The sequence below is a fragment of the Shouchella xiaoxiensis genome, assembly GCF_016907895.1.
Lineage (GTDB): Bacteria > Bacillota > Bacilli > Bacillales > Bacillaceae_D > Shouchella > Shouchella xiaoxiensis.
Window position 1 is genome coordinate 170,067 of the sequence record NZ_JAFBCV010000004.1, and the last position, 23,474, is coordinate 193,540.

The following is a 23,474-nucleotide window of genomic DNA, read 5'->3' on the forward strand; positions in this document are numbered from 1 at the left end:
TTTAGATTCAATTTGAAAAGGTGAGTCGTTAATTATGGATAAAATGGATTGTGACATACTCGAATTGCTCCAAAAAAATGCACGAATGACAATTAGCGAACTTTCTAAGGAGTTATCACTTAGTAGACCAAGTATGTCAGAGCGCTTATTAAGGCTACAGGAAAAAGGGATTATTGAAGGGTTTACAACACGGGTCTCCTTAAAACATATTGGAAAAGATATCTTGCTCTTGATTCAGGTGAGTGGTGTTAAAGTTTCCTTGCAGGATTTTGAAGCGATGGTGAAACAAGAGAAAGAAATTATTGAGTGCCATCGTGTGACTGGAGAAGTCAGTTATTTTATTAAGGCGGCTGTTTCAGATGTAAACAGTATGCGTAAATTAATTGATCGTTTAATTCCTTTTGGAACGATTAACACATCAACTGTATTAAATTCTCCAGTTCCCCATCGCATCATCTTACCTGATTATGAGGATTATAGTTAAAAAATTTGCTATACTATTGATAGATAGAGAAAACCGTTCAAACCAAAGAATAAGGAGTGTCTAAAGCACTTATGAGCAAACGTATTTTAGTTGTAGATGATGAACCATCCATTTCCACTTTACTCAAATACAATCTCGAACAAGCTGGGTTTGAAGTGGAAACAAAAATGGATGGCCAGTCCGGTTTTGAACGTGCAAAAGAAGTTCCGTTTGATTTAATAATCTTGGACTTGATGTTGCCAGGAATGGATGGAATGGATGTATGCCGCAATTTGCGACAGGAGCAGGTCTTTGTTCCAATCCTCATGCTAACGGCAAAAGATGATGAGTTTGATAAAGTGCTCGGGCTTGAACTTGGAGCCGATGATTATATGACTAAACCTTTTTCCCCAAGAGAAGTAGCAGCAAGAGTGCGAGCTATTCTAAGAAGAGTGGAACAGTCGCAAGCAAACAAACAAGTGAGTGAAGTAAAAGGAAAAGGCAGGGTGATTAAAGATTTAACCATTTACCCAGATAATTACGAAGTTTACGTTAAGCAAAAACTGTTAACGTTAACGCCTAAAGAGTTTGAGCTCCTCGTATTTTTAACTGAAAACAAAGGAAGAGTGTTAACGAGAGATCAGTTATTAAACGCAGTCTGGAATTATGAATTTGTCGGAGATACTCGAATTGTTGATGTGCACATTAGTCATCTAAGGGAAAAAATTGAACCGAATCCAAAAAAACCAGTGTACATTAAAACGATAAGAGGACTCGGTTACAAGTTAGAAGAACCAGTTGATAATGAGTAAGCTGCGCAACCGCTTTATCTTAAGTATCATGCTAGTTGTGACAATTGTCCTGCTGGCACTTGGTTTAACGTTAGGGGCTTGGTCCAATGAGCGGTATTTAAACTTTGTGTCAGAACGAATAAAAAATGAAACGGCTTTAGCGGCTTGGGCTGTTTTAGAGGACGGTTTCCCAAATGAAGAAGAGGCGCAGCGAGTAGCTTTAGAAGTTGGTCAATTGTTTGAGGCAAGATTAACGATCCTTCGTGCAGACGGTACAGTCATCGGTGATTCTTGGGCCAATCCTGAAGAGATGGAGAATCATCTTAATCGTCCTGAGATTGAAAGAGCGAGAGTTGATGGCAATTTACAGCTGCGTTACAGTGATACAATCGGGCAAGATTTACTATATTTTGCGATTCCAATTGAACAGGATGAAGAATTATTTGGTTATGCAAGAGTCGGGTTATCTGTCGAATCATTAAATCAAATGAATCGAACGGTTTGGATCGTTGTAACAGCAAGTTTTTTTCTGGCATTTTTTATTATTCTATTGTTAGTTACGCGAATTTCAAAACAAATTATTCGACCAATTGATGATGCAACAAAAGCGGCAATTCGCCTAGCCGAAGGGGATTATCAAACACGAACATATGAAGATCAGCATAAAGAACTAGGCCAGTTAGGGCGATCAATAAATGTGTTAGCCTATAATTTGCAGCAGCTATCGAGACGACACCAAACACAGCAAGAGCAAATGGCTTCATTAATTGAGCATATGGGAAGTGCGCTTATCTTTATGAATGTCCGTGGTGATGTTGAACTGATTAATCAAACGGCTGAACAGATTTTTAGTAGCTCAAATGATCAGTTAGTAGGCAAGCCGTATTATGATGTCATTCCAAGTGCGCAACTTGTGCAGTTTATGCAAACAATATATATGACAGAAAAAAAGCAACGAAGCCAAATTGAATGGGTACAAGACTACTATACAAAAGTATACGATGTATATGGTGCTCCTGTTATCGCTAAATCTGGAAGGCTTCGCGGAATTACAATTGTTCTGCATGATATTACAGAGCAAAAGAAACTCGAACAAGTACGGAAGGATTTTGTTGCGAATGTTTCGCATGAGTTAAAGACTCCGGTTACGTCGATAAAGGGCTTTGCGGAAACTTTAATTGATGGGGCTCTTTCAGATCCAGTTACATCAAAACAGTTCACTGAAATTATATGGAAAGAAAGCGATCGGCTTCAGATGCTTATTGCGGATTTGCTTGATTTGTCAAAAATTGAACACGCACAATTCCAGCTGCATTTAGAACAAGTTTCGCTAAAAGAAATAGCGAATGAAGCAGTAGCCTTACTTGCTTCAAAAGCGAAAGATAAAGAGATGAGCATTAACGTTTATGAAGAAGGTAGCTCAATCATTCAAGGAGATTCACAGCGCCTGAAGCAAATCGTTATTAATCTAGTTACAAATGCAGTTGCGTATACGCCAGCTAATGGACAGGTCACTATATCGTTGATTGAAAAACAAAACGAAGTAGAACTCCATGTTGTAGATACTGGCATTGGAATCAATTCGACAGACAAGCTAAGGATCTTTGAACGATTCTACCGGGTAGACCGAGCCCGCAGTCGCAACTCAGGGGGGACTGGCCTTGGTCTAGCGATTGTAAAACATCTTGCAGAAGCGCATCATGCTAAGCTACAAGTAGTAAGCGCTGAAGGAGAGGGCACAACGTTTACTCTTCGTTTCCCTAAAAAGCAGTCTTAAGCTTAACATTTTCTTTACAGACTGTTTATTCTAGCTTTACGAAACACCATTAAACTATAAGAGAACGGTCAGTAAGGAAGTAAATCGACGCTTCCCTCTGTCGAGTACTTTCTCTTGAAAGGTAGAAGCTCATAGCTTCTACCTCTTTTTACGTACATTCGTTCCCTTTCATTTTCGCTTTCTTCTTCTGATATGATACAATGTCGTTACACAAATCGTTTTGAAAGGGGTAGATGTTGGTTGAAAAAGTTAGTTTTAATTGACGGGAACAGCATTGCGTACCGTGCTTTTTTTGCGTTGCCTTTACTCAGTAATGACAAAGGTCAATTTACAAATGCTGTTTATGGTTTTACAACGATGTTATTAAAAGTGTTAGAGGACGAGAAGCCCTCGCACTTATTAGTTGCGTTTGATGCGGGGAAATCAACCTTTCGTCACCAAACGTATGCTGCTTATAAAGGTACCAGACAAAAAACACCTTCTGAACTTTCAGGTCAGATTCCGCTCATTCATCAAGTGCTAGATGCGTTTTCAATTAAACGTTACGAAGCTAAAGAATATGAAGCTGATGATATTATTGGAACGCAAGCAAAAGCTGCTGCTAAAGAGGGGTATCAGGTTGTCGTTATAACAGGAGATAAAGATTTGCTTCAACTTGTTGACGATCAAATAGAAGTCGTATTAACGCGAAAAGGAATTACTGAAGTTGATCGGTATAATGAAGCAAAAATAGATGAGCGATACGGATTAAAACCAGCGCAAATCATTGATTTAAAAGGATTGATGGGAGACACATCGGACAACATTCCGGGCGTTCCTGGCGTTGGTGAAAAAACGGCACTCAAGTTACTTAGTGAGTTCCATGATGTTGAAACCGTCCTTGACTCAATTGATCAAGTTTCAGGAAAGAAATTAAAAGAGCGTCTTGAAGAACACAAAGAACAAGCGATTTTAAGTAAGAAACTAGCTACCATTGTGACAGATGCGCCTTTAGAGCATTCGTTAAGTAGTTTGTTATATAACGGATATGAAGATGCAAATGTAATTGAGCTTTTTAAAGAGCTCTCGTTTAATTCGCTATTAAACCGTTTTTCAAGTGATGATCACGTAGATGCGGTTGAAATGAAAGAATTGGATTACAGGATTGTTACTGAACCGACTGCTGATTATTTTGCAAGTCCTTCAGCAGTTGTTGTTGAAGTGCTGGACGAGCATTATCATCACGCAGACATAGTAGGTATTTCTATTGCAAATAAAAACGGAGTCATTTTTATTCCGACAGAAAAAGCAATCCAATCAGAAGTGTTTCGAACATTTATGAAATCGGATGAACAGGAAAAGTGGCTTTTTGATGCAAAACAAGCTGTTGTAGCATTGGCATGGCAAGGTATTGAGTTAAACGGTGTAAGTTTTGATCTACAGATGGCTTCCTACTTGCTTGATCCATCATTGTCTTCTCATGAAATTAGTGATATAGCTTCGCGAAAAGGAAGCGGCGGTGTTCAAGAAGATGAACAAGTGTATGGAAAAGGTGCTAAAAAAGCGTTACCTGAACAGGGAAAAGTAGCAGAGCATCTTTCAAGAAAAGCAAACGTGATGTTTGAGCTGAAGCAAATCCTTGAAAAGGAATTAAAAGAAAATGAGCAGCTTGAGCTGTTAACTGAATTAGAAATGCCTCTCTCAATTGTACTTGGAAAGATGGAGAAAGAAGGAATAAAAGTCGATCGGACGCAACTTAAGGACATGGGAGAAGATTTATCAGAACGACTTTCAGCATTGGAAGAAAAAATACATGAAGAAGCGGGAGAATCATTCAATATTAATTCCCCTAAACAGCTTGGCGTAATTTTGTTTGAGAAATTAGGATTGCCCCCTGTTAAGAAAACAAAAACAGGCTATTCAACAAGCGCTGATGTGCTAGAGAAACTGTCCGGCTCTCATACAATCATTGAGTCAATCTTACTTTACCGCCAGCTCGGAAAGCTTTACTCAACGTATATAGAAGGTTTACTAAAAGTGGCTGACAAAGAAACAGGGAAAGTGCACACTCGGTTTAATCAAGCTCTTACTCAAACGGGTCGCCTCTCATCAACGGATCCCAACCTGCAAAACATTCCAATCCGTCTAGAAGAAGGAAGAAAAATTAGAAAGGCGTTTGTGCCGTCAAAAGAAAATAGCGTCATCGTCTCTGCTGATTATTCACAAATTGAACTTCGTGTGCTGGCTCATATTTCAGGGGATGAGGGAATGAAAGAAGCTTTTCTCAAAGACATGGATATTCATACAAAAACGGCAATGGATGTCTTTCATGTAACAGAAGCGGAAGTTACAGATTCAATGAGGCGTAGTGCAAAAGCGGTAAACTTTGGGATTGTCTATGGCATTAGCGATTATGGCTTATCACAAAATTTAAATATCACCCGAAAAGAAGCAAAAGAGTTCATTGACCGCTATTTAGCAAGTTATCCAAAAGTGAAAGCATACATGGAAACGGTTGTGGAAGAAGCAAAAGAAAAAGGCTATGTTCAAACATTGCTTGCAAGACGACGCTATTTGCCAGAGTTAACAAGCCGTAATTTTAATATGCGTAGCTTTGCTGAGCGGACGGCAATGAATACACCAATTCAAGGAACGGCAGCTGATATTATTAAGCGGGCAATGGTTGATATGAGTGCAGAGCTTGAAAAAACAACTTTAACGGCAACCATGCTTTTACAAGTGCACGATGAATTGATCTTTGAAGTCGATGAAAAAGATAAAGATGAATTAATGAAGCTAGTTACACAAGTTATGGAGCAAGCATTACCGCTCGATGTACCACTAAAAGTAGATGTATCGAGTGGTGCTTCATGGTATGACGCAAAATAAAAAAGGGGAAAGAGCATGCCAGAATTACCTGAAGTAGAGACAGTTCGACGGACATTAATGCAGTTGGTTGTGAACAAAACAATTAAAGATGTTAAAGTTGGCTGGCCTAATATGGTTAAAGAACCAGACGATGTGAAACAATTTAGTGAGCAGCTCGTTGGTCAGACGATTTTGGAAATTAAACGTCGTGGAAAATTTCTCTTGTTTGTTTTAACAGATGTCGTTTTAGTGTCTCATTTGCGAATGGAAGGTCGCTACGGTTTATTTAATCAGAACGATGAAGTAGCTAAACACACTCATATAACATTTTATTTTACGGACAAAACTGAATTGCGTTATGCAGATGTTCGTAAATTTGGCACAATGCATGTGTTTGAGAAAGGGCAGGAAGAGCTTGTCATGCCCCTTGCTCAGTTAGGGGTCGAACCTTTCTCAGAGGAATTTACAGTCGAAGTATTAGAAAAAGCATACATCGAATCGAATCGAGCGATAAAAACCGCCTTACTTGATCAAAAAACAGTCGTAGGTCTTGGAAACATTTATGTGGATGAAGCGTTGTTTCGTGCAAGAATCCTTCCTGAACGCACTGCTTCCTCTTTAACATCCGAGGAAATGGCATTGCTATTTGTAGAGATTAAATCAACGTTACAAGAGGCGGTAGATGCTGGAGGAAGCTCAATTAAATCATATGTAAACGGCCAAGGTGAAATGGGGATGTTTCAGCAACGATTAAATGTGTACGGAAAAAAAGGAGAACCGTGTACAGTTTGTGGAAATCCAATTGAGAAAAAAGTTCTTGGAGGCCGCGGTACTCATTTCTGTTCAAATTGCCAACATTAACGTTGAAGACGTCCACTCCATATACTAATTCCATCTATTGAATTAGGCAGGAGTGGATATCATGTCAGCATTATTATTACTTGCAGTAGCTTTGAGTCTGGATAGCTTTGGCGTGGGATTGACGTATGGTATGCGGAAAATAAAAATTCCACTAGGATCCCTCTTATTCATTGCTCTTTGCTCTGGAGTATCGATAATTGTGGCAATGAGTGTAGGAACAACTATTGCAACTTGGTTATCTCCAGAAGTGGCAGAAGCAATTGGAGCCGTAGTTTTAATTGGAATTGGCGGTTGGGCATTAATCGAAACGTATCGTCCAAAAAAAGAAACGATTGAAAAGCCAGCTCGGAAAGACATCGATTATACCATTCGTATGTTTGGGTTTGTTATCCATATTTTACGTGACCCGGAGACGGCTGATATCGATTCATCAGGAACTGTAAAAGGAAAAGAAGCTCTGTTGCTTGGCTTAGCTTTATCCCTCGATGCATTTGGAGCGGGAATTGCGGCTGCTTTAATGGGCTTTTCTCCACTCGGTTTAGCACTATCTGTCAGTTTGTTAAGTGCTCTGTTTGTATCCCTTGGGATGATCGGTGGCAATCGGCTTGCGCATGTGATGTGGATAAAGCGTATGGCATTTATTCCAGGTCTTCTTTTAATTGTTATAGGAATAGTGAAGTTGTAACATGAGTTGAGGTGTGAATTATGCGGATTGGATTAACAGGGGGAATTGCAAGTGGTAAATCACTTGTATCTAGCTATTTGAAAGACAAGGGGTATCCAGTTGTGGATGCCGATATAATCGCTAAACGCGTTGTAGAGCCAGCAAGTCCAGCTCTCGACCAAATAAAAGCCGTTTTTGGTCAGGGAATGATTGATGAAAGCGGTCAGTTAGATCGGAAAAAGCTAGGATCTGTTATTTTTAGCGATCAGACCAAACGAGAACAGCTGAATAAAATTGTTCATCCCTTTGTTCGTTCTGAGATGAAGCGTGAAGCTGATGAATATGAACAAAATGGGCATAAGGTGATTTTTCTTGATATCCCCCTGCTTATTGAAAATAAATTAGAGTATTTGGTCGATCAAACGTGGGTTGTTTATGTTGACCAACCAACACAATTGAATCGGCTTATTACAAGGGATCAATCAAGCGAGGAAGAAGCCTTACAACGGATCAGCGCACAACAATCACTTGAACAAAAAAAAGCATTTGCAACTATTGTAATTGATAATCGCGAGTCTAAAGAAGAAACATATCGGCAAGTTGATGAGGCAATACGTTATACCGTTTCCTAAAGGAAGCGGTTTTTTTTGTACAAAAAAAATTAATTCACTCGAAATAGTGTATTTATGTTATACTATTTCATAGAATAACAATAAAAATGATGTCATATTTCAGGCCAAGGGGATGAAATCAATGAAAGCGAAGATGGCTATTAATGGATTTGGAAGAATTGGAAGAATGGTGTTTAGAAAAGCGTTCCTAGAAGGAAAAGCCGATATTACTGCGATAAATGCGTCTTATCCAGCAGAAACATTAGCGCATTTAATAAAATATGATTCTGTACACGGTCCTTTTATGGCAGATGTTTATGCGAAAGATGGGAATTTATACGTCAATGGAAAAGAGATTATTCTACTCGCGGAGCGTGATCCTAGAAACTTACCATGGAACTCACTAGGGGTCGATATCGTTATAGAAGCAACAGGGAAATTTAAAACAAGAGAAACGGCAAGCTACCACATTGAAGCTGGTGCTAAAAAATTGATTATTACAGCACCTGCAAAAGGTGAAGATGCAACAATTGTTATGGGTGTAAACGAAAGCGATTACAAAGAAGATGATGCTATATTATCAAATGCATCATGCACAACAAACTGTCTGGCGCCTGTTGTGAAAGTGTTGGATGAAACGTTTGGCATTGAGAGTGGAATGATGACAACGGTTCATTCCTATACGAACGATCAGAAGAATATAGATAATCCTCATAAAGATTTGCGAAGAGCAAGAGCATGTGGTCAATCAATTATTCCGACATCAACAGGAGCGGCAACTGCGATATCCAAAGTTTTACCTCAACTTGAAGGGAAATTAACAGGAATGGCGTTACGGGTACCTACACCAAATGTTTCGTTAGTTGATCTAGTTGTTCAAGTTAAAACAGATGTTAGCGTTGAAGAAGTAAATCGTGCATTTGTCAACGCAGCTAACCATACATTAAAAGGAATTTTAGGCTATACGAGTGAACCGTTAGTATCAATTGATTTTAATGGAGAAGAACAATCGGCTGTTATTGATGGTCAATCAACGGCCGTTTTAAATAATAGACAAATCAAAGTACTCGCTTGGTATGACAATGAGTGGGGCTATTCTTGTCGAGTAGTTGATTTAATGAATTATGTTGCAGAAAGAATGACGGCGAAAAAAGAAATTCATTCCGCTTCTTAAATTGTAAGAAACCAGTTGCATTCATTATATAAAACAAGTATACTGAATCCCGTGAGTTCGTTTAAAAACGGGATTCGTTTTTCTTGCAGCATGGGTTAGGACCTCTTTGGACTAACTTTCCCCCCTGTACGAAGGCAATCCTACATGCGGTTCTTTGCATGGCGAATTACGAAAAAGGGGGATTATATATGGATACAATGGGTCGTCACGTTATTTCCGAACTATGGGGTTGTGACACAGAGAAATTGAATAACATGGAATTTATTGAACAAGTGTTTGTTAATGCTGCATTAAAAGCAGGAGCTGAAGTAAGAGAGGTAGCCTTTCATAAGTTTGCTCCTCAAGGTGTAAGTGGAGTAGTTATTATTTCTGAATCACATTTGACTATTCACAGTTTCCCTGAGCATGGTTACGCAAGTATTGATGTTTATACGTGCGGACCGATTATAGACCCAAATGTTGCGGCGAACTTCATCGCGCAAGAACTGAATGCACAAACGAGTGAAGTGCTTGAGTTACCTAGAGGGATGGGTCCTATTAAAGTCGACAAACGAGTAGAGATGAGCCACGGAGCTCGTTAAATAAATAAAAAGCGCCTATTAGGCGCTTTTTTGTTTGTAAACAACGCTGTAGCAGGGCCGAAGATATGATATGATATTGGAAAAGCGTTGATAGGGAGTTGAAAAGAGCGTGGGGATTCGTGACACATTTAATCGGGTTTTCAGTACAAGAACGGAAACAGGGGAAGAACATCCAAATAAAGAATTACAAACTCATTACTATAAAACAACAAAAGATAAAGCAATGCGAGCTGTGGAAGAGTTGGTAACAAAAGAAGGATTTGTCATTAAACGAAGCGAAGAGGATCGTGGTGAAATTGTCGCTCAATCCAAATCCGGCAAAAAAATATTACTCGTTGTCTCTGTTATAACGGTTAAACCATACAGAACAGCCATAGATTTTTCATGTGCAACAGAAACAGCGCTTCCAAGTGATTTCGGACATAGTCGCAAGCTAACGATTTCTTTATACAAGCAGCTAGATGGACAATTGCCTTATGTAGGTTCTGCACTAGGAAGTCAGTTGCTTTAATGAATCCTTTACTTGCGCTAAAAATGTTTTTTTACTATGATAGTGAATACAAATGTGTGCATGGTCACAAATGGAGATGATGAAATGCGATGTCCCAAATGTCACCACAACGGAACAAGAGTATTAGACTCAAGACCAAGTGACGAGAGTCGTTCAATCAAACGCAGAAGAGAATGCGAAGAATGCATGCAGCGCTTTACAACCTTTGAAACAGTTGAAGAAACACCTCTTTTAATTGTTAAAAAAGATGGGATGCGTGAAGAGTTTAGTAAAGAAAAAATGTTGCGTGGTCTTGTTCGTGCATGTGAGAAAAGGCCCGTAGCGATTGAAACACTTGAAGAGATTGTTTTTCAAGTTGAGAGAACGTTACGTAATGACGGTGAAAAGGAAGTACGTAGCCAAGAAGTAGGAGAGCTTGTCATGGAGCGGTTAGCTCACGTTGACGACGTGGCGTATGTACGATTTGCCTCTGTATACAGACAGTTTAAAGATATTAATGTTTTCATTAAAGAGTTAACGGACCTTATGAACAAAAATTAGTGGAGCTAAAGCGCTAGGCGCTTAAGCTCTTTTTTAACGAAAGGAGGGTCCTACCATGTCGTGGCATTGGAAAGAACTATTGCCGGTTGATTCATTTTCTGTCCGTTTGGCTGATTTAATTACTGATTTAGATTTTCAAGTACTGACATTATTGTATCAACCATTAATTGGGGTTCATGCGATCGCATTGTATAAAAGTCTTGTCATGCAGCTTCCTTATGGTGATTACCACGGGGAAACACATACACATCAGCACTTAAGCTTGATGACTGGTCAAGATATCGCTGAACTTTTAGAGGCAAGAAAAAAACTCGAGGCGATTGATTTATTAAAAACGTATCAAAAGAAAACAGAGCAAGACCGTTTATTTGTTTATGAGTTGCAGCCCCCAATGAAGCCGAATGTTTTTTTTCAAGATGATGTGTTAAGTGTCTTCCTTTATAATCGGTTAGGAAAACAAGGCTATCGCATTGTAAAAGACCGTTTTCTCGTTCAACGAATGGATTATTCAGATTTTGAGGAGCTAACGCAGTCTTTTTCAGATGTATTTACTTCGTTAACCCATTCTGAAATGCAACCGAAACTGATGGGACATGGGGATACAGTGTTTAACGGTTCTGATGAATACGAACTGATTGGGAAAGAAAAGACTGGTTTAAAGATAAAGGGCTTTGACATTGAGTTAATGATGCAGTCGCTATCTAGTTTTATCGTCCCAAACGACCTTTTAACGGATGAAATGAAAGAATTAATTAAGAAATTAGCGTTTGTCTATCAAATCGAACCTCTTCCAATGGCAAACTTAGTAGAGAGGGCGACTTTTGATCATTCTTTAACGGCTCACAAATTACGTGAGACGGTACAAGCTTGGTACAAGTTAGAAACGAGTACGCAAGCACCAGCCCTTGGCTATCAAACGCAGCCTGTAAGAGAAAGAACGGTCAAAGGTGAGCCTCAAACAGAAGAAGAGCGTGTCGTTGCTTTCTATGAGGAAACATCTCCAGCTTCATTACTTGAAATGAGACAGGAAGGAGCAGTAGTAGCTCCTTCTGATTTAAAAATTATTGAAGAACTTATTTTAGACTATTTACTCAATCCTGGTGTAGTAAATGTTATGATTGATTCGATCTTATTTCGAAACGATATGAAAATTTCCAGAGCACTTATGTTAAAAATAGCCGCTCACTGGAAACGTAAAAAAATAAAAACTGTCCCTGCAGCGATGCAACTGATAAAAGAAGAAAAGCAGAAGCAAGCTGAAGTGAAAACGAAACAAACAGGTAAACGTAATACAAGGCAAGACAAATTACCGAAATGGCTTGTTCAAGAGCAGAATGGACAAACCCCTTCCGAACAAAAAAAGAAAGATCGAGTAAAAGAAAATGATGTTTTAGCAGCTCAACAGGAAATAGCGAGTTTAATGGAGGAACGAAACCGTCGTAGAGCTAAGAAAGGAGGAGAGTAATGGATTCTATAAAAAATGCGCTAGGTTCTTTTGATAGCGATGATCGTTTGCAAAAACGAATTCAAGAACAAAAAGACCGCTTATTACAGTCTAAACCGATTCAAACGTTTTTAAGTGAGCACACGGAAGTGACCACGAGCATGATTGACCGTGGACTAAGCAAAATGTACGAGTTTAAAAAAGAGCGAGAGAACTGTGAAGCTTGTCCAGGGTTAGAGAATTGTCCAAATATGATGCAAGGGTATCGACCTGTTCTTTACGCAGAACGTGGCAGCTTAGATGTTTCCTATACTCGCTGTCCTTTAAAGCTTGATGCTGACGAACGCTTAGAACAGCAGCAGCTAATTCAGTCGTTGTATATACCTAAAGATATTCTGGAAGCGACGTTTGATGTGATGGATCAAAATGATGATCGTGCGAAAGCCATTTCATCGGCAGTTCGTTTTGCAGTTGCAGCCAATCCGGGAGAAGATGGTCTTGGTCTGTATTTATATGGAAAGTTTGGTGTCGGTAAATCCTACTTATTAGGAGCAATAGCCAACGAACTTAAAGATTTGAGCATACAAAGCTACATGATTTATACACCTGACTTTTTTAGGGAAATGAAACAATCGATTGGAGACGGTAGTTTTCAAGAAAAGCTTGAAACGGTTCGTAAAGCGCCTGTTTTAATGCTTGATGATATAGGGGCTGAAACGACAACAGCATGGACCCGAGATGAAATTCTCGGACCGATCTTACAGTATCGAATGTCTGAAAAGCTGCCAACTTTATTTACATCGAACTATGACTATGAAGAGTTAGAATTGCAATTAGCTTATTCAGATAAAGGTGGAACGGAGCAACTAAAGGCCAAACGGATAATGGAGCGAATTAAACACTATACGACGTTTGTTGAGGTCGGCGGAGAAAATAGACGGGGATAAATAGGATGTTGTAGAATATGCGACTCGGCTTTTGGATATATTTCAAAGGTCGAGTTATTTGTTGTCTTCATTCAATATTGGAAGTTTAAATTTAACTATGATACGATAAAAGAGATTACTAGATTATTCCGTGCTTGGAGGTAAAATAAATGAGCGTTGATGCCATATTAGAACGAGCCGTTAATGGTGAGCGCATTTCCATGTCAGACGCAGTAAAACTTTATGAAAGTGATGACCTAGAAAAGCTAGGGAAAGCTGCTGATACAATTATGAAAAAGTGGCACCCAGAGCCAATAACTACTTTTGTCATTGGACGTAACGTGAACTACACAAATTTCTGTGATACGTATTGTTCGTTTTGTGCTTTTTATCGACCACCGAATCATAAAGATGGTTACGTGCTTGAAGATGACGTTATTTTTCAAAAGATTAAAGAGACGGAAGATGTGGGGGGAACGGAAATCCTCATGCAAGGAGGAACAAACCCACATTTAAAACTTGATTATTACACAGACTTATTGAAGTCAATTAAACAACGCTTTCCGTCTATTTGGATGCATTCATTTTCGCCAGCTGAAATTTGGAAAATTGCTGAAGTGATGGATATGTCGATTGAAGATGTTTTAAGAGAGCTACACGAAGCTGGACTAGACAGTATGCCTGGTGGTGGTGCTGAAATCTTAACTGAGGCAACGCGGATGAGAGTCAGCCGCTTAAAAGTTACTGCGGATCAATGGATTGACGCGATGAAGGCAGCGAAAAAAGTTGGAATGTTTGGCTCGGCGACGATGGTTATTGGATTTGGAGAATCATTTGAAGAAAGAGCTGAGCATCTTCAACGTGTACGTGATGCCCAGGATGAAACACAGTGCTTTACGGCATTTATATCTTGGTTATTGCAGCCAGAAAATACTGGGCTAAAGCGTCTTAAGAAATTAACGCCAGAAGATTATTTGAAAAATGTAGCCATATCGCGTATTTTCTTGGATAATATTGCTAATTTCCAATCATCATGGGTAACAATGGGTCCTGAAGTTGGTAAGCAGTCACTTCACTATGGCTGTAATGATTTTGGTAGCACAATGATGGAAGAAAATGTTGTATCCGCAGCAAATACAACACATAAAGTAAACTCCAATTTAACGCTCAAATTAATTAGAGAAGCTGGAAAAATACCAGCACAGCGCAATACCAAGTACGATGTATTGCGCACGTTTGAAGGCGATACAATTGTAGAAAAAGATTTTGTTATGCAAAATTAAATCATAAGCCTAGCTCACTGAGCTAGGCTTATTTTTTTTGAAAGGCATGTTTTTTTAATTGCAACATAAATTGAAAGTAAGCCTGTCTGGCTTCCATAGAGGTTTTGATGAGGTGTTTGATATGTTAGGGGGAGTCACGAGTGATTGCCATTCATTTTGAGGAGCGGAAAACATGTGCACATTTCTTTGAAAAATTAACAGCCTACATGAATACATTTAACCCGCTTGGTTTAGGTGGATTAGTTGAAAATAGCAACAATCAATGCATAACGGTAAAATACGAAAACAAAGATGTTGATTTCTATGAGTCGTTCCACCCATTTCTTGCTTCACTTTTTGCAAATTATGTAATTGAAACGAAGGAAGATAAGTGGCTGATGAAGCTAGCGGAAGAGTTGTTTTATTTATCAGATGATGAAGAAGCTGCACATGTTGTCTCTATTGCACAAGCGATTTTAAAGGGAGATCGACAGACAACTGCTGTAACAGAAGTGTTTAAAGAAAGGCGCGCGTTTTTATATGACGTTTTTGCGCGTCATCTTGATCCAAACGTTACGTTTTACTATGAGCCCTTTCTAACATTTCGGTTAAAAGAGTATGGTGAGTTGCTAATTGATTGTATGGAGATGGCCCTAGATGAGTATCTAATGGAACAGGATTACCAAACAATGATTGAAACTGTGAGGTATTATGTTCAATTTACACCTGTTCAAAGACACCTCGTTCACATCGTACATGATGATTTGTTTACGTTTTACGATGATCATTTTCGTAAAATGACTCCTGATGAACTAGACTACTATTTAAAGTTGGAACCCCACTTTCAAACGCAGCAGGATATGTCGGAACTTATCGTTAGTCCATTGGTCAATATGTTACCGAATGAGGTGCATGTTTTTAGCAACGAACCGGATCATAACGTTATTTTAGCGATTCAAGCTATTTTTCAAGAAAGAATGCGCATTTTTCCTTTGCAGCAAAGTAAAAATGAATAATTTGACTTGCATATCTACTGTTCGTTTTTGTATAATGGCAATGTAAAAGTGTTGAGAAGGACAGTGCGTTCATCGTAACGTTTTAAAGAGAATGGAGTCGATGGCTGAGAGCTCCTAAATGTAGATGAAACGAGACCCCCTTTGAACTGCTTTGGGGAACTGAAGTATCCAAAGCCGGCCCGCAACCGTTATCTGTAAGTAGAGTTAATTTGAATTAGGGTGGAACCACGAAACCACACTCGTCCCTTGCTTAAGGGATGAGTGTTTTTTATTTTATTTACAAAAGGAGAGTTTGGTATGGATCAATTACTTACTTTTACGTTTCCTGATGGAGCGGTTAAGACATTCCCTCAAGGAACTTCAACGGAAGACATTGCAGCATCGATCAGCCCGGGACTAAAGAAGAAAGCCTTAGCCGGAAAAGTAAATGGTGTTTTGTATGACCTTAAAACAGCATTACCTAAGAGTGGCAGTCTGGAAATCGTTATGCCTGACACGGAAGATGGATTAGAAGTAATGCGCCATAGTACAGCGCACTTAATGGCACAAGCAGTGCGGCGGTTATTTCCTAATGCAAAGCTGGGTGTTGGACCTGTTATTGAAGATGGTTTTTATTATGATATTGATTCAGAAGAGTCGATCACAGCTGAAGATCTACCAAAAATAGAAAAAGAAATGAAGAAAATTATTTCTGAAAATCTTGAGATTGTGCGCGAAGAAGTTAGTCGCGATGAAGCGATTACTCAATTCAAGGCAATTGAAGATCCTTATAAATTGGAACTTATTGAAGCAATTCCTGCTGATGAAACGGTAACAATTTATAGACAAGGTGATTTTTTCGATTTATGTCGCGGTGTGCATGTTCCTTCAACAAATAAAATAAAAGAATTTAAATTGTTATCAACAGCCGGTGCATACTGGCGAGGTGATTCTAAGAATAAGATGCTTCAACGTATTTACGGTACGGCGTTCTTTAAGAAAGAAGATGTAAAAGAATATTTGCGTTTATTGGAAGAGGCAAAAGAAAGAGACCACCGCAAATTAGGGAAAGAGCTAGGTATCTTTGCCCTTTCGCAAAAAGTTGGACAAGGCTTGCCGATGTGGCTTCCAAAAGGTGCGACGATTAGACGCATTATTGAACGGTATATCGTTGATAAAGAAGAACGATTAGGTTATCAACATGTGTATACACCAATCTTAGGTTCTTCTGAACTTTATAAAACATCTGGTCACTGGGAGCATTATCAAGACGATATGTTTCCGCCAATGGAGATGGATAACGAAACGCTTGTGCTAAGACCGATGAACTGTCCGCACCATATGATGGTATACAAACAAGATATGAGAAGCTACCGTCAGCTCCCATTAAGAATTGCGGAACTTGGCATGATGCACCGCTATGAAATGTCAGGAGCTGTATCAGGTCTGCAACGTGTAAGAGGGATGACGCTAAACGATGCTCATATCTTTTGCCGCCCCGACCAGATAAAAGATGAATTTGTTCGAGTTGTTCATCTTGTTCAAGAGGTGTATAAAGATTTTGGCTTAGAAAACTATTCTTTCCGTCTTTCTTATCGTGATCCAGAAGACAAAGAAAAGTATTTTGATGACGATGCGATGTGGGAAAAAGCGCAAGCAATGCTAAAAGACGCGATGGATACGCTAGGTGCTGATTATTATGAAGCCATTGGTGAAGCGGCATTTTACGGCCCGAAACTAGATGTTCAAGTCAAAACAGCTCTAGGCAAAGAAGAGACATTGTCAACGGTTCAGCTCGATTTTCTACTTCCGGAGCGATTTGACCTGACCTATGTAGGAGAAGATGGGAAGCAACATCGACCAGTCGTGGTGCATCGCGGAGTTGTTTCTACAATGGAACGATTTGTAGCGTTCTTACTTGAAGAATATAAAGGAGCCCTACCAACGTGGCTCTCACCCGTACAAGTGCAGGTTATTCCAGTTTCAAATGAAGCACATCTCGAGTATGCCAACCGTGTAAAAGAACAGCTGCAGCGTGAAGGTGTTCGAGTTGAAATTGATGATCGAGACGAAAAACTTGGTTATAAAATTAGAGAGTTACAAATGCAGAAAATCCCTTACATGCTTGTTCTAGGAGACAAAGAAGTAGAGGCAGGAGCAGTAAACATCCGTAAGTACGGCGAAAATAATTCTGAGTCTCGGCCCCTGCAACAATTTATTGAACAAGTAAGTGTAGAAGCAAAGAAATAACGCTTAAGCGAATCGTTCTGTTTCCACAATCATTAATATAGAAGGGAGAATGGCCTCTGTTTCATGCCATTCCCCTTTTTCCCATTCGACGATCTCGCCTTCGTTTAATAGTGAATGAATCGTGTCTGTCGTGAGCCTTACTTTTCCAGATATGCAATAAAGACGTTGAGCAATACTTGTTTGATGCAAACCTATTTTCTTACCTAAATGCAGATGGACAACTTGTATTTGAGCGGCAGATTGGGTTAATGCTAAGGCGGAGGCAGTAAAATCTGATGAATAATGCGTCACTTGTTTGGTTTGTACACGCCATTGTCGCATGTGAATCACTTCCTCTTCTTTAAAATGTGGTTTACAAACGCTTGTTTACCATCGGTATAGGAAGCTTGATCATCTGGAAATTGAGAGGCTAGTCTTATCTTTAATGCCTCGTATTCACAAAGTGCTGAAGGTGTGGAGCGCAAGTAGTCACGAAAGAAAAGATGTTCATGCCACCAATCAGAATTCTTTTCGACCATATGGACAACAACGCTCTTTGTTTGTGTCTCAATGTTTGAAAACTTAGCCATTACTTTTTTACTTTTAATAGCAACTTTTAATAGATAATAGTCTTTTTGTCGGAGCTCTGGCCAAGGAAGTTGTTCGATGTCTTCAAGCCGGTTGAAACCAATAAGAATATCAATTAGCGGTTTTGATTCAATCGTTCCTAAAGCAGTTGAGCCGATATGCTCAATTTGTACGTTAAAAGGGTGGAGCGTATTAAGTAATGTGATTTTCTCCATGTTGTACTGCTCGAGCCAATCAGAACTTGGTTTTATAAGGCGAACCTCATTGTTTGATAAACCTACCATTGAATCACCATCCTCTTTAATGAGTATATGAAAGAATAAATTGAAAAAACAGTCTATAATAATTGGTTAATGTACGTTATACTAGTAGTAGGAAGTTAAAAGCATGGAGGAATAAATGTGTTAACGTATAAAATGAAAGAAAAAGGTTACTCGATTGATTTACCATATGGAGAATTAGATATTAGTGGAGATGAAACAGCTGGTTTTAGACCTTATCAATTACTTGTTTCATCGATAGCCGTTTGCAGCGGTGGGGTTTATCGCAAGATCCTTGTAAAAAAACGAATTGATTATACGACGATTGATATTGAAGCTGAAGTAGTTCGTAATGAAGCAAACGTAAACGAAGTAACTGAAGTGCATTTAACGTTTTATGTGAAAGGTGCTTCAGTAGCGATTGAAAAACTGGAAAAAGCACTGGAGCTCGCGACAAAAAATTGTCCGATCGTTCAGTCTGTCAATAAAAGCATACTAATAACGGAAAAAGTTATTTTAAATTAAAAATGTTAAAGCTGTGCCCTAAGGTTATCAAGTAGACCTCAGGGCACAGCTTTTTTTCTTGTTTGAAGCGATCGCTTTAGAAATTAGTTAAGTAGCGATGTTTCACTTTGGAGCAGTTACTCGTTTAGTGAATGGACTATTTGATTTCAATTCTTATGATTGATGATCACTATTGTCGAGAAAGTGTGGGATAAAAAGGAAAAAAGATTCTAAAGTTTTTCTAAAATCACTAGTTTTTTGAAAATGAACAAGTATAATAAAGAGAAAAACAACTATTAAAGAGGAGCGCGTCAAATGGAACAACTAAAGGAAGTGCAGAATTACCAGGAGGAATTCAGTTTTTCGAAAAAACCAAATATTTTCTTATTTCTGTTTAGCCCAGTTAAACAATTCGAACGCTTAAGAAGAGAACCTGTTGCATTAGGGCCGATGTTTCTCATACTTGGTATTGCCTTAATTGGGTTATTAATACCCGTTTTAGTTGGACAAGGAGGTCTCATTCCTCAAGCTGGAACAGACATGTACATAGAAGATGGCATGTATATGGATGAATTTTACTACGAAGAGCCTTTACCTTTGGGAAGTTTCAACCTTGACCAATTTTTAAGTGGCGCCCTTGTTTGGGGAAGTGTCTTAGCTATTTTCGCTGCAGCACCTCCATTAATTGCTCTTTTATTCCTCGCATTTGCTCGAATGCAGTCTAATAAAGTTACGTATGGCAAACTTTACTCACTTACAGTATTTACAATGCTACCCGTAGCGATTGGGTTTTTATATTTAATGACCATCAATGCAATCAATGGAACCTATGGGTATATCTATACGGCTCCTTCTGTATTTGTCCCTCAAGAAAACCTGTTTTATCCTCTCTTATCAAGTTTAGAAATTTCAACGCTCGCTTTTATTATTCTTGTCGTTGTAGGTCTGATAAAGGTTGCTGATTTTAATCGTTTTCCGGCATTTGCAATTGGAACAGGTATGTTTGCTGTTGTGTTTGTGATTCAACTAGTAGAGGGTGTGGTTAGATGAGTATAGTAAAAAAATCAATCATTGCAGCTGTGGTTTTAGCTTCAGTTACGACGTTTACTGTTTACGGAATAACAAATGGCCATCAGGGATCATCTAGCGAACTTGAAGGAAATATGGTTGATATTATCAATCCTATGTATGAGGATTTAAGTTCCGTTGTAATGGTTCCGGGATCACTTGAATTAGTGAATAAACAAGTCATTTCTGAAATAGCAGAAGCTGGTGACTATACGGTATTAGTTGAATTAGGTTCTGAAGTTGAGGTAGGTACACCTCTGATCCAATATTCCACAGTAGATATTGACTATGAGATTCAAGACATTCAATTACAAATAGACCGTAGTCAGGCGGCAATCTCTAGGTTAACAACAAGTGAAAATGAGGTGTCGAGACGTAAAAGTGGGCCCGATGTGAGACCTACTTTTATTACAGATGAATTGACGGGTGAAAAAATAGAAGTAGAGCCATTAACGACGGTTAAAGAACTAGACAACGAACTATTGGAATTAGCAGACTCAAAGAAAGAAGAAAATTACGCTCTATCAAGGCTACAAAATGAACTCGAAGGTGCGAAAGAGAAGAAAGAGCAGCTAACGATTAAAAGCACAATTGATGGAAAAGTATTAACGCTGAGCAAACAAGGGGAAGGAACGGACCCATATGGAAATGCACTGCCGTTAATGGAAATTGCGGATACGACTCAGTTTACGATTACTGGAAACATTTCTGAAAAGCAATCTCTTGAAGTAGAGCTTGGCCATCCAGTAACTATTCAGTCGGATACTATTGACGATGAGTATTGGGTCGGAGAAGTCATTGACGTATCTTATTTCCCTTCAGAAAGCGATGATTGGTATGGAGACTCTTCAGGATCACAGTACCCTGTAACAATCTTGATCACAGAAGGTGAGACAGAGCGTTTAAGACCAGGTTACCAAGTCTATGCAGAGATAATGACAAATCAACAAGAAGGATTAGCGATTGCCATGGAAGCGATTAAATACGATGAGATGTCCACATATGTCCTTGTGTATGAAGAGGGAATCGCTGTACGCAGAGATGTGGAGTTTGGCTTCACTACCGAATACTCAGTCGAGATCGTAAGTGGTTTAACGGAAGAAGACCAAGTCATTTTAGATTACTCAGATATGATTGAAGAAGGGATGGAAGTAACGCCATTTGACTATGGTGGAGAATTCGAAGAGGAGTATTATGAAGAGGACTATGAAGAAGGATTCGGGGAAGAATTTGAGGGCGAGTTTGAAGAGGATGGATATGAAGATGGGGTTGAAGACGGAGAATTAGAAGATACCGACGGAGACGAACTATGATTGAATTACAACAAGTTACGAAATCGTTTCAAATTGGTGCCTCATGGTCTCAAGTCCTCGCGCCAATTGATTTAACGATAGATAAGGGCAGTCTAATGTCTATTATGGGGCCGTCTGGTTCAGGTAAATCAACGTTAATGAACATTATCGGTTGCTTAGATAAACCAACAACGGGGCAGTTTTTACTTGATGGGGTGTCAATAGGATCACAATCTGATCGTCAACTGGCGAAAATACGTAATGAAAAAATTGGATTTGTGTTTCAACAATTTCATTTGCTTCCGCGATTATCGGCTTGGAAAAACGTTGAGCTACCATTGATCTATGCGGGAATGAATAAAAGGGAAAGACAGGAGCGAGCATATTCCGCTTTAAAACGAGTAGGTTTAGTTGATCGGTTGCATTATAAACCCTCTTCATTATCAGGAGGTCAAAAACAGCGTGTTGCCATCGCTAGAGCGATTGTAAATACACCTTCGATTGTATTAGCGGATGAGCCAACGGGAGCACTTGATTCAAAAACAAGTGAATCCATTATGGAATTACTGCGAGAACTAAATGTGGATGGTGCGACAATTGCAATCATTACTCATGAGCATGAAATTGCCGCAAAAACAGACCGTACAGTGTATGTTCGTGATGGGAAAATTCAGGAGGAGACAGCTTCCTGATGCTGTTCGGAAAGGATAATAAGCATGAATATCATTGAAAACATAAAAATGGCGTTCAGTTCAATCGCTTCGCAAAAAACACGGGCTTTGTTAACAACGTTAGGAATTATTATTGGTGTTGCGGCCGTAATAATTGTTGTGGCAATTGGTCAAGGCGCAGAACAGAAGTTAAAAGCCCAAATTATCGGGGTCGAGAACATCCGCCAAATTTATTTTGAACCATCTGAACTAGATTATGAAGAAAACCCAAGCGTTTGGTATGGCGCTCAGTTTACCGAGCGGGACATAGAGGCCATTCAACAGTTACCAAACGTTCAGGCAGTGGAAGCATCTGCATATGATTATCGGTCAATCATGGCGGGAGACGAACAGTATGAAACAGAAGTGTATGGTATAAACATACACTACTTAGATTTATACGGGCATATGGCTGCTGAAGGAGAGTTGCTAAAGCCAATTGATTTTATTGCCGGAACGCGTAAGGCCGTACTGTCAAGTCAGTTAGCAGAAAGCTTATTTCCTTACGAATCGGCTGTCGGTCAAACGATTAAAGTCGGTGCTTATCCAATTGACATTGTTGGTGTCTTAGCCCCATCTGAAAGTATACTGAGCTATGATTTTGAGCAACTTTTAATGCCTCATGAAACATGGAAGCAAATTTTTTTTAGAGAAGGATTTTCGGCAGTTAGCATTCAATCTGAGACGGTTCAAGATGTGGAGATGGCTGTTAGTGAGGCCATATTTACATTGAATGAGAATCATGAGACAATCGATGCTTACCAGAGCCATGATGCAAGTCAATTTATTGAAGCGGACACATCAATTACGCAAATGCTGACGCTTATTATTGGAGGCATTGCGGGAATTTCATTACTCGTTGGCGGGATTGGTGTAATGAATATAATGTTAGTATCTGTTACAGAAAGAACACGAGAAATAGGGATACGTAAATCAATGGGTGCTACAAGAGGCCAGATCCTGTTTCAATTTTTAATAGAATCAATTGTTTTAACCGTTCTTGGTGGTCTAATTGGAATTCTTTTAGGTGCACTAATGGTTTATTTAATCGGAAACGGTTTTGAGCTTGAAGTTAATTTATCGCTTACCGTTATATTGATTGCAGCGTTGTTCTCTCTAGCTGTTGGGATTGTTTTTGGGTTGTTACCTGCAAATAAAGCAGCGAAGCTTGATCCAGTTGATTCATTGCGCTATGAATAAGAACAATCATTGACAAAGGTTTTACTTAATGATAAGATACTCTTTGTGTTAGTCATATAAAGCAAGAAGAAGCACCCGCTTCTCACCTGAACGACTCTTGTTGCCAGGTTAGAAATCGTCAGTTTTTAAACTTACTGATTAAATGTGGGTGTGCTATGCGCCCACATTTTTTGCGT

23 protein-coding genes and 2 other annotated features (1 of these 25 only partly in view) are annotated in these 23,474 nt (G+C 39.1%); of the genes, 21 read left to right on the forward strand and 2 right to left on the reverse strand.

Annotated elements, in window-relative coordinates; all coding sequences use genetic code 11:
* Positions 1–34: 34 nt before the first annotated feature.
* The 16 genes from JOC54_RS08385 to thrS all read left to right on the forward strand — a co-directional run bounded on the left by JOC54_RS08385 (position 35) and on the right by thrS (position 17,697).
* Positions 35–484 carry an Lrp/AsnC family transcriptional regulator gene (locus JOC54_RS08385; RefSeq protein ID WP_054794902.1) on the forward strand — a complete coding sequence of 150 codons (450 nt, stop codon included), beginning with the start codon at positions 35–37 and terminating at the stop codon, positions 482–484.
* Positions 485–555: 71 nt separating this feature from the next.
* On the forward strand, positions 556–1,275 hold the full coding sequence (locus tag JOC54_RS08390; protein WP_035421545.1) for a response regulator transcription factor: 720 nt from the start codon (positions 556–558) through the stop codon (positions 1,273–1,275).
* A complete protein-coding gene (gene pnpS, locus JOC54_RS08395; RefSeq protein ID WP_204465670.1) occupies positions 1,268–3,031 on the forward strand; it encodes a two-component system histidine kinase PnpS in 1,764 nt (587 codons plus the stop codon). The genes JOC54_RS08390 and pnpS overlap by 8 nt, the downstream gene beginning before the upstream one ends.
* Positions 3,032–3,223: 192 nt before the next feature.
* Positions 3,224–5,899, forward strand: a complete 2,676-nt coding sequence (polA, locus tag JOC54_RS08400; protein WP_204465672.1) for a DNA polymerase I — start codon at positions 3,224–3,226, stop codon at positions 5,897–5,899.
* Between the two features lie 15 nt (positions 5,900–5,914).
* The gene (gene mutM, locus JOC54_RS08405; RefSeq protein WP_204465673.1) at positions 5,915–6,739 is read left to right on the forward strand and encodes a DNA-formamidopyrimidine glycosylase; all 825 of its coding nucleotides are present in this window, start codon (positions 5,915–5,917) and stop codon (positions 6,737–6,739) included.
* Between the two features lie 61 nt (positions 6,740–6,800).
* Positions 6,801–7,424 carry a sporulation membrane protein YtaF gene (ytaF, locus tag JOC54_RS08410; RefSeq protein ID WP_204465674.1) on the forward strand — a complete coding sequence of 208 codons (624 nt, stop codon included), beginning with the start codon at positions 6,801–6,803 and terminating at the stop codon, positions 7,422–7,424.
* Between the two features lie 20 nt (positions 7,425–7,444).
* Complete coding sequence (coaE, locus tag JOC54_RS08415) at positions 7,445–8,035, forward strand: dephospho-CoA kinase (RefSeq protein ID WP_204465676.1); 591 nt, start codon at positions 7,445–7,447, stop codon at positions 8,033–8,035.
* A 121-nt stretch (positions 8,036–8,156) separates the two neighbouring features.
* Entirely contained in the window at positions 8,157–9,188 is a 1,032-nt protein-coding gene (locus JOC54_RS08420) for a glyceraldehyde-3-phosphate dehydrogenase (RefSeq protein ID WP_204465677.1), read from the forward strand.
* Between the two features lie 188 nt (positions 9,189–9,376).
* Positions 9,377–9,769, forward strand: coding sequence for an adenosylmethionine decarboxylase (speD, locus tag JOC54_RS08425; protein ID WP_035421557.1), 393 nt, complete (start codon positions 9,377–9,379; stop codon positions 9,767–9,769).
* Between the two features lie 109 nt (positions 9,770–9,878).
* Positions 9,879–10,280: a hypothetical protein gene (locus JOC54_RS08430; protein WP_035421558.1), complete on the forward strand. Its 402-nt coding sequence runs from the start codon at positions 9,879–9,881 to the stop codon at positions 10,278–10,280.
* Between the two features lie 84 nt (positions 10,281–10,364).
* On the forward strand, positions 10,365–10,820 hold the full coding sequence (gene nrdR, locus JOC54_RS08435) for a transcriptional regulator NrdR (RefSeq protein ID WP_035421560.1): 456 nt from the start codon (positions 10,365–10,367) through the stop codon (positions 10,818–10,820).
* A 55-nt stretch (positions 10,821–10,875) separates the two neighbouring features.
* Positions 10,876–12,285, forward strand: a complete 1,410-nt coding sequence (locus JOC54_RS08440; protein WP_204465678.1) for a replication initiation and membrane attachment family protein — start codon at positions 10,876–10,878, stop codon at positions 12,283–12,285.
* Positions 12,285–13,211 carry a primosomal protein DnaI gene (gene dnaI, locus JOC54_RS08445; RefSeq protein WP_035421570.1) on the forward strand — a complete coding sequence of 309 codons (927 nt, stop codon included), beginning with the start codon at positions 12,285–12,287 and terminating at the stop codon, positions 13,209–13,211. Before JOC54_RS08440 ends, dnaI begins: the two co-directional genes overlap by 1 nt.
* Before the next feature lie 149 nt (positions 13,212–13,360).
* On the forward strand, positions 13,361–14,473 hold the full coding sequence (gene mqnC / locus JOC54_RS08450; RefSeq protein ID WP_035421572.1) for a cyclic dehypoxanthinyl futalosine synthase: 1,113 nt from the start codon (positions 13,361–13,363) through the stop codon (positions 14,471–14,473).
* A gap of 140 nt (positions 14,474–14,613) precedes the next feature.
* Complete coding sequence (gene ytxC, locus JOC54_RS08455; RefSeq protein ID WP_054794906.1) at positions 14,614–15,468, forward strand: putative sporulation protein YtxC; 855 nt, start codon at positions 14,614–14,616, stop codon at positions 15,466–15,468.
* 42 nt (positions 15,469–15,510) lie between these two features.
* Positions 15,511–15,718, forward strand: a binding site (T-box leader).
* 47 nt (positions 15,719–15,765) lie between these two features.
* Positions 15,766–17,697 carry a threonine--tRNA ligase gene (thrS, locus tag JOC54_RS08460; protein WP_204465679.1) on the forward strand — a complete coding sequence of 644 codons (1,932 nt, stop codon included), beginning with the start codon at positions 15,766–15,768 and terminating at the stop codon, positions 17,695–17,697.
* A 3-nt stretch (positions 17,698–17,700) separates the two neighbouring features.
* On the opposite strand, the gene JOC54_RS08465 is transcribed toward thrS, so the two are convergent.
* Both JOC54_RS08465 and JOC54_RS08470 read right to left on the reverse strand, forming a co-directional pair.
* Positions 17,701–18,018, reverse strand: a complete 318-nt coding sequence (locus JOC54_RS08465) for a hypothetical protein (RefSeq protein ID WP_204465680.1) — start codon at positions 18,016–18,018, stop codon at positions 17,701–17,703.
* 5 nt (positions 18,019–18,023) lie between these two features.
* Positions 18,024–18,548, reverse strand: coding sequence for a GrpB family protein (locus tag JOC54_RS08470; protein ID WP_204465681.1), 525 nt, complete (start codon positions 18,546–18,548; stop codon positions 18,024–18,026).
* Positions 18,549–18,680: 132 nt separating this feature from the next.
* Here JOC54_RS08470 and JOC54_RS08475 point away from each other — a divergent pair, with 132 nt between their 5' ends.
* The 5 genes from JOC54_RS08475 to JOC54_RS08495 all read left to right on the forward strand — a co-directional run bounded on the left by JOC54_RS08475 (position 18,681) and on the right by JOC54_RS08495 (position 23,298).
* Positions 18,681–19,049, forward strand: a complete 369-nt coding sequence (locus JOC54_RS08475) for an OsmC family protein (protein ID WP_204465860.1) — start codon at positions 18,681–18,683, stop codon at positions 19,047–19,049.
* 294 nt (positions 19,050–19,343) lie between these two features.
* Positions 19,344–20,078: a YIP1 family protein gene (locus JOC54_RS08480; RefSeq protein ID WP_204465682.1), complete on the forward strand. Its 735-nt coding sequence runs from the start codon at positions 19,344–19,346 to the stop codon at positions 20,076–20,078.
* Positions 20,075–21,409: an efflux RND transporter periplasmic adaptor subunit gene (locus JOC54_RS08485; protein WP_204465684.1), complete on the forward strand. Its 1,335-nt coding sequence runs from the start codon at positions 20,075–20,077 to the stop codon at positions 21,407–21,409. The genes JOC54_RS08480 and JOC54_RS08485 overlap by 4 nt, the downstream gene beginning before the upstream one ends.
* Positions 21,406–22,080, forward strand: a complete 675-nt coding sequence (locus tag JOC54_RS08490) for an ABC transporter ATP-binding protein (protein WP_204465686.1) — start codon at positions 21,406–21,408, stop codon at positions 22,078–22,080. Before JOC54_RS08485 ends, JOC54_RS08490 begins: the two co-directional genes overlap by 4 nt.
* 24 nt (positions 22,081–22,104) lie before the next feature.
* Positions 22,105–23,298, forward strand: a complete 1,194-nt coding sequence (locus JOC54_RS08495; RefSeq protein ID WP_204465688.1) for an ABC transporter permease — start codon at positions 22,105–22,107, stop codon at positions 23,296–23,298.
* A 57-nt stretch (positions 23,299–23,355) separates the two neighbouring features.
* Positions 23,356–23,474 (forward strand) — a sequence feature (ribosomal protein L20 leader region); it runs 3 nt beyond the window's last position.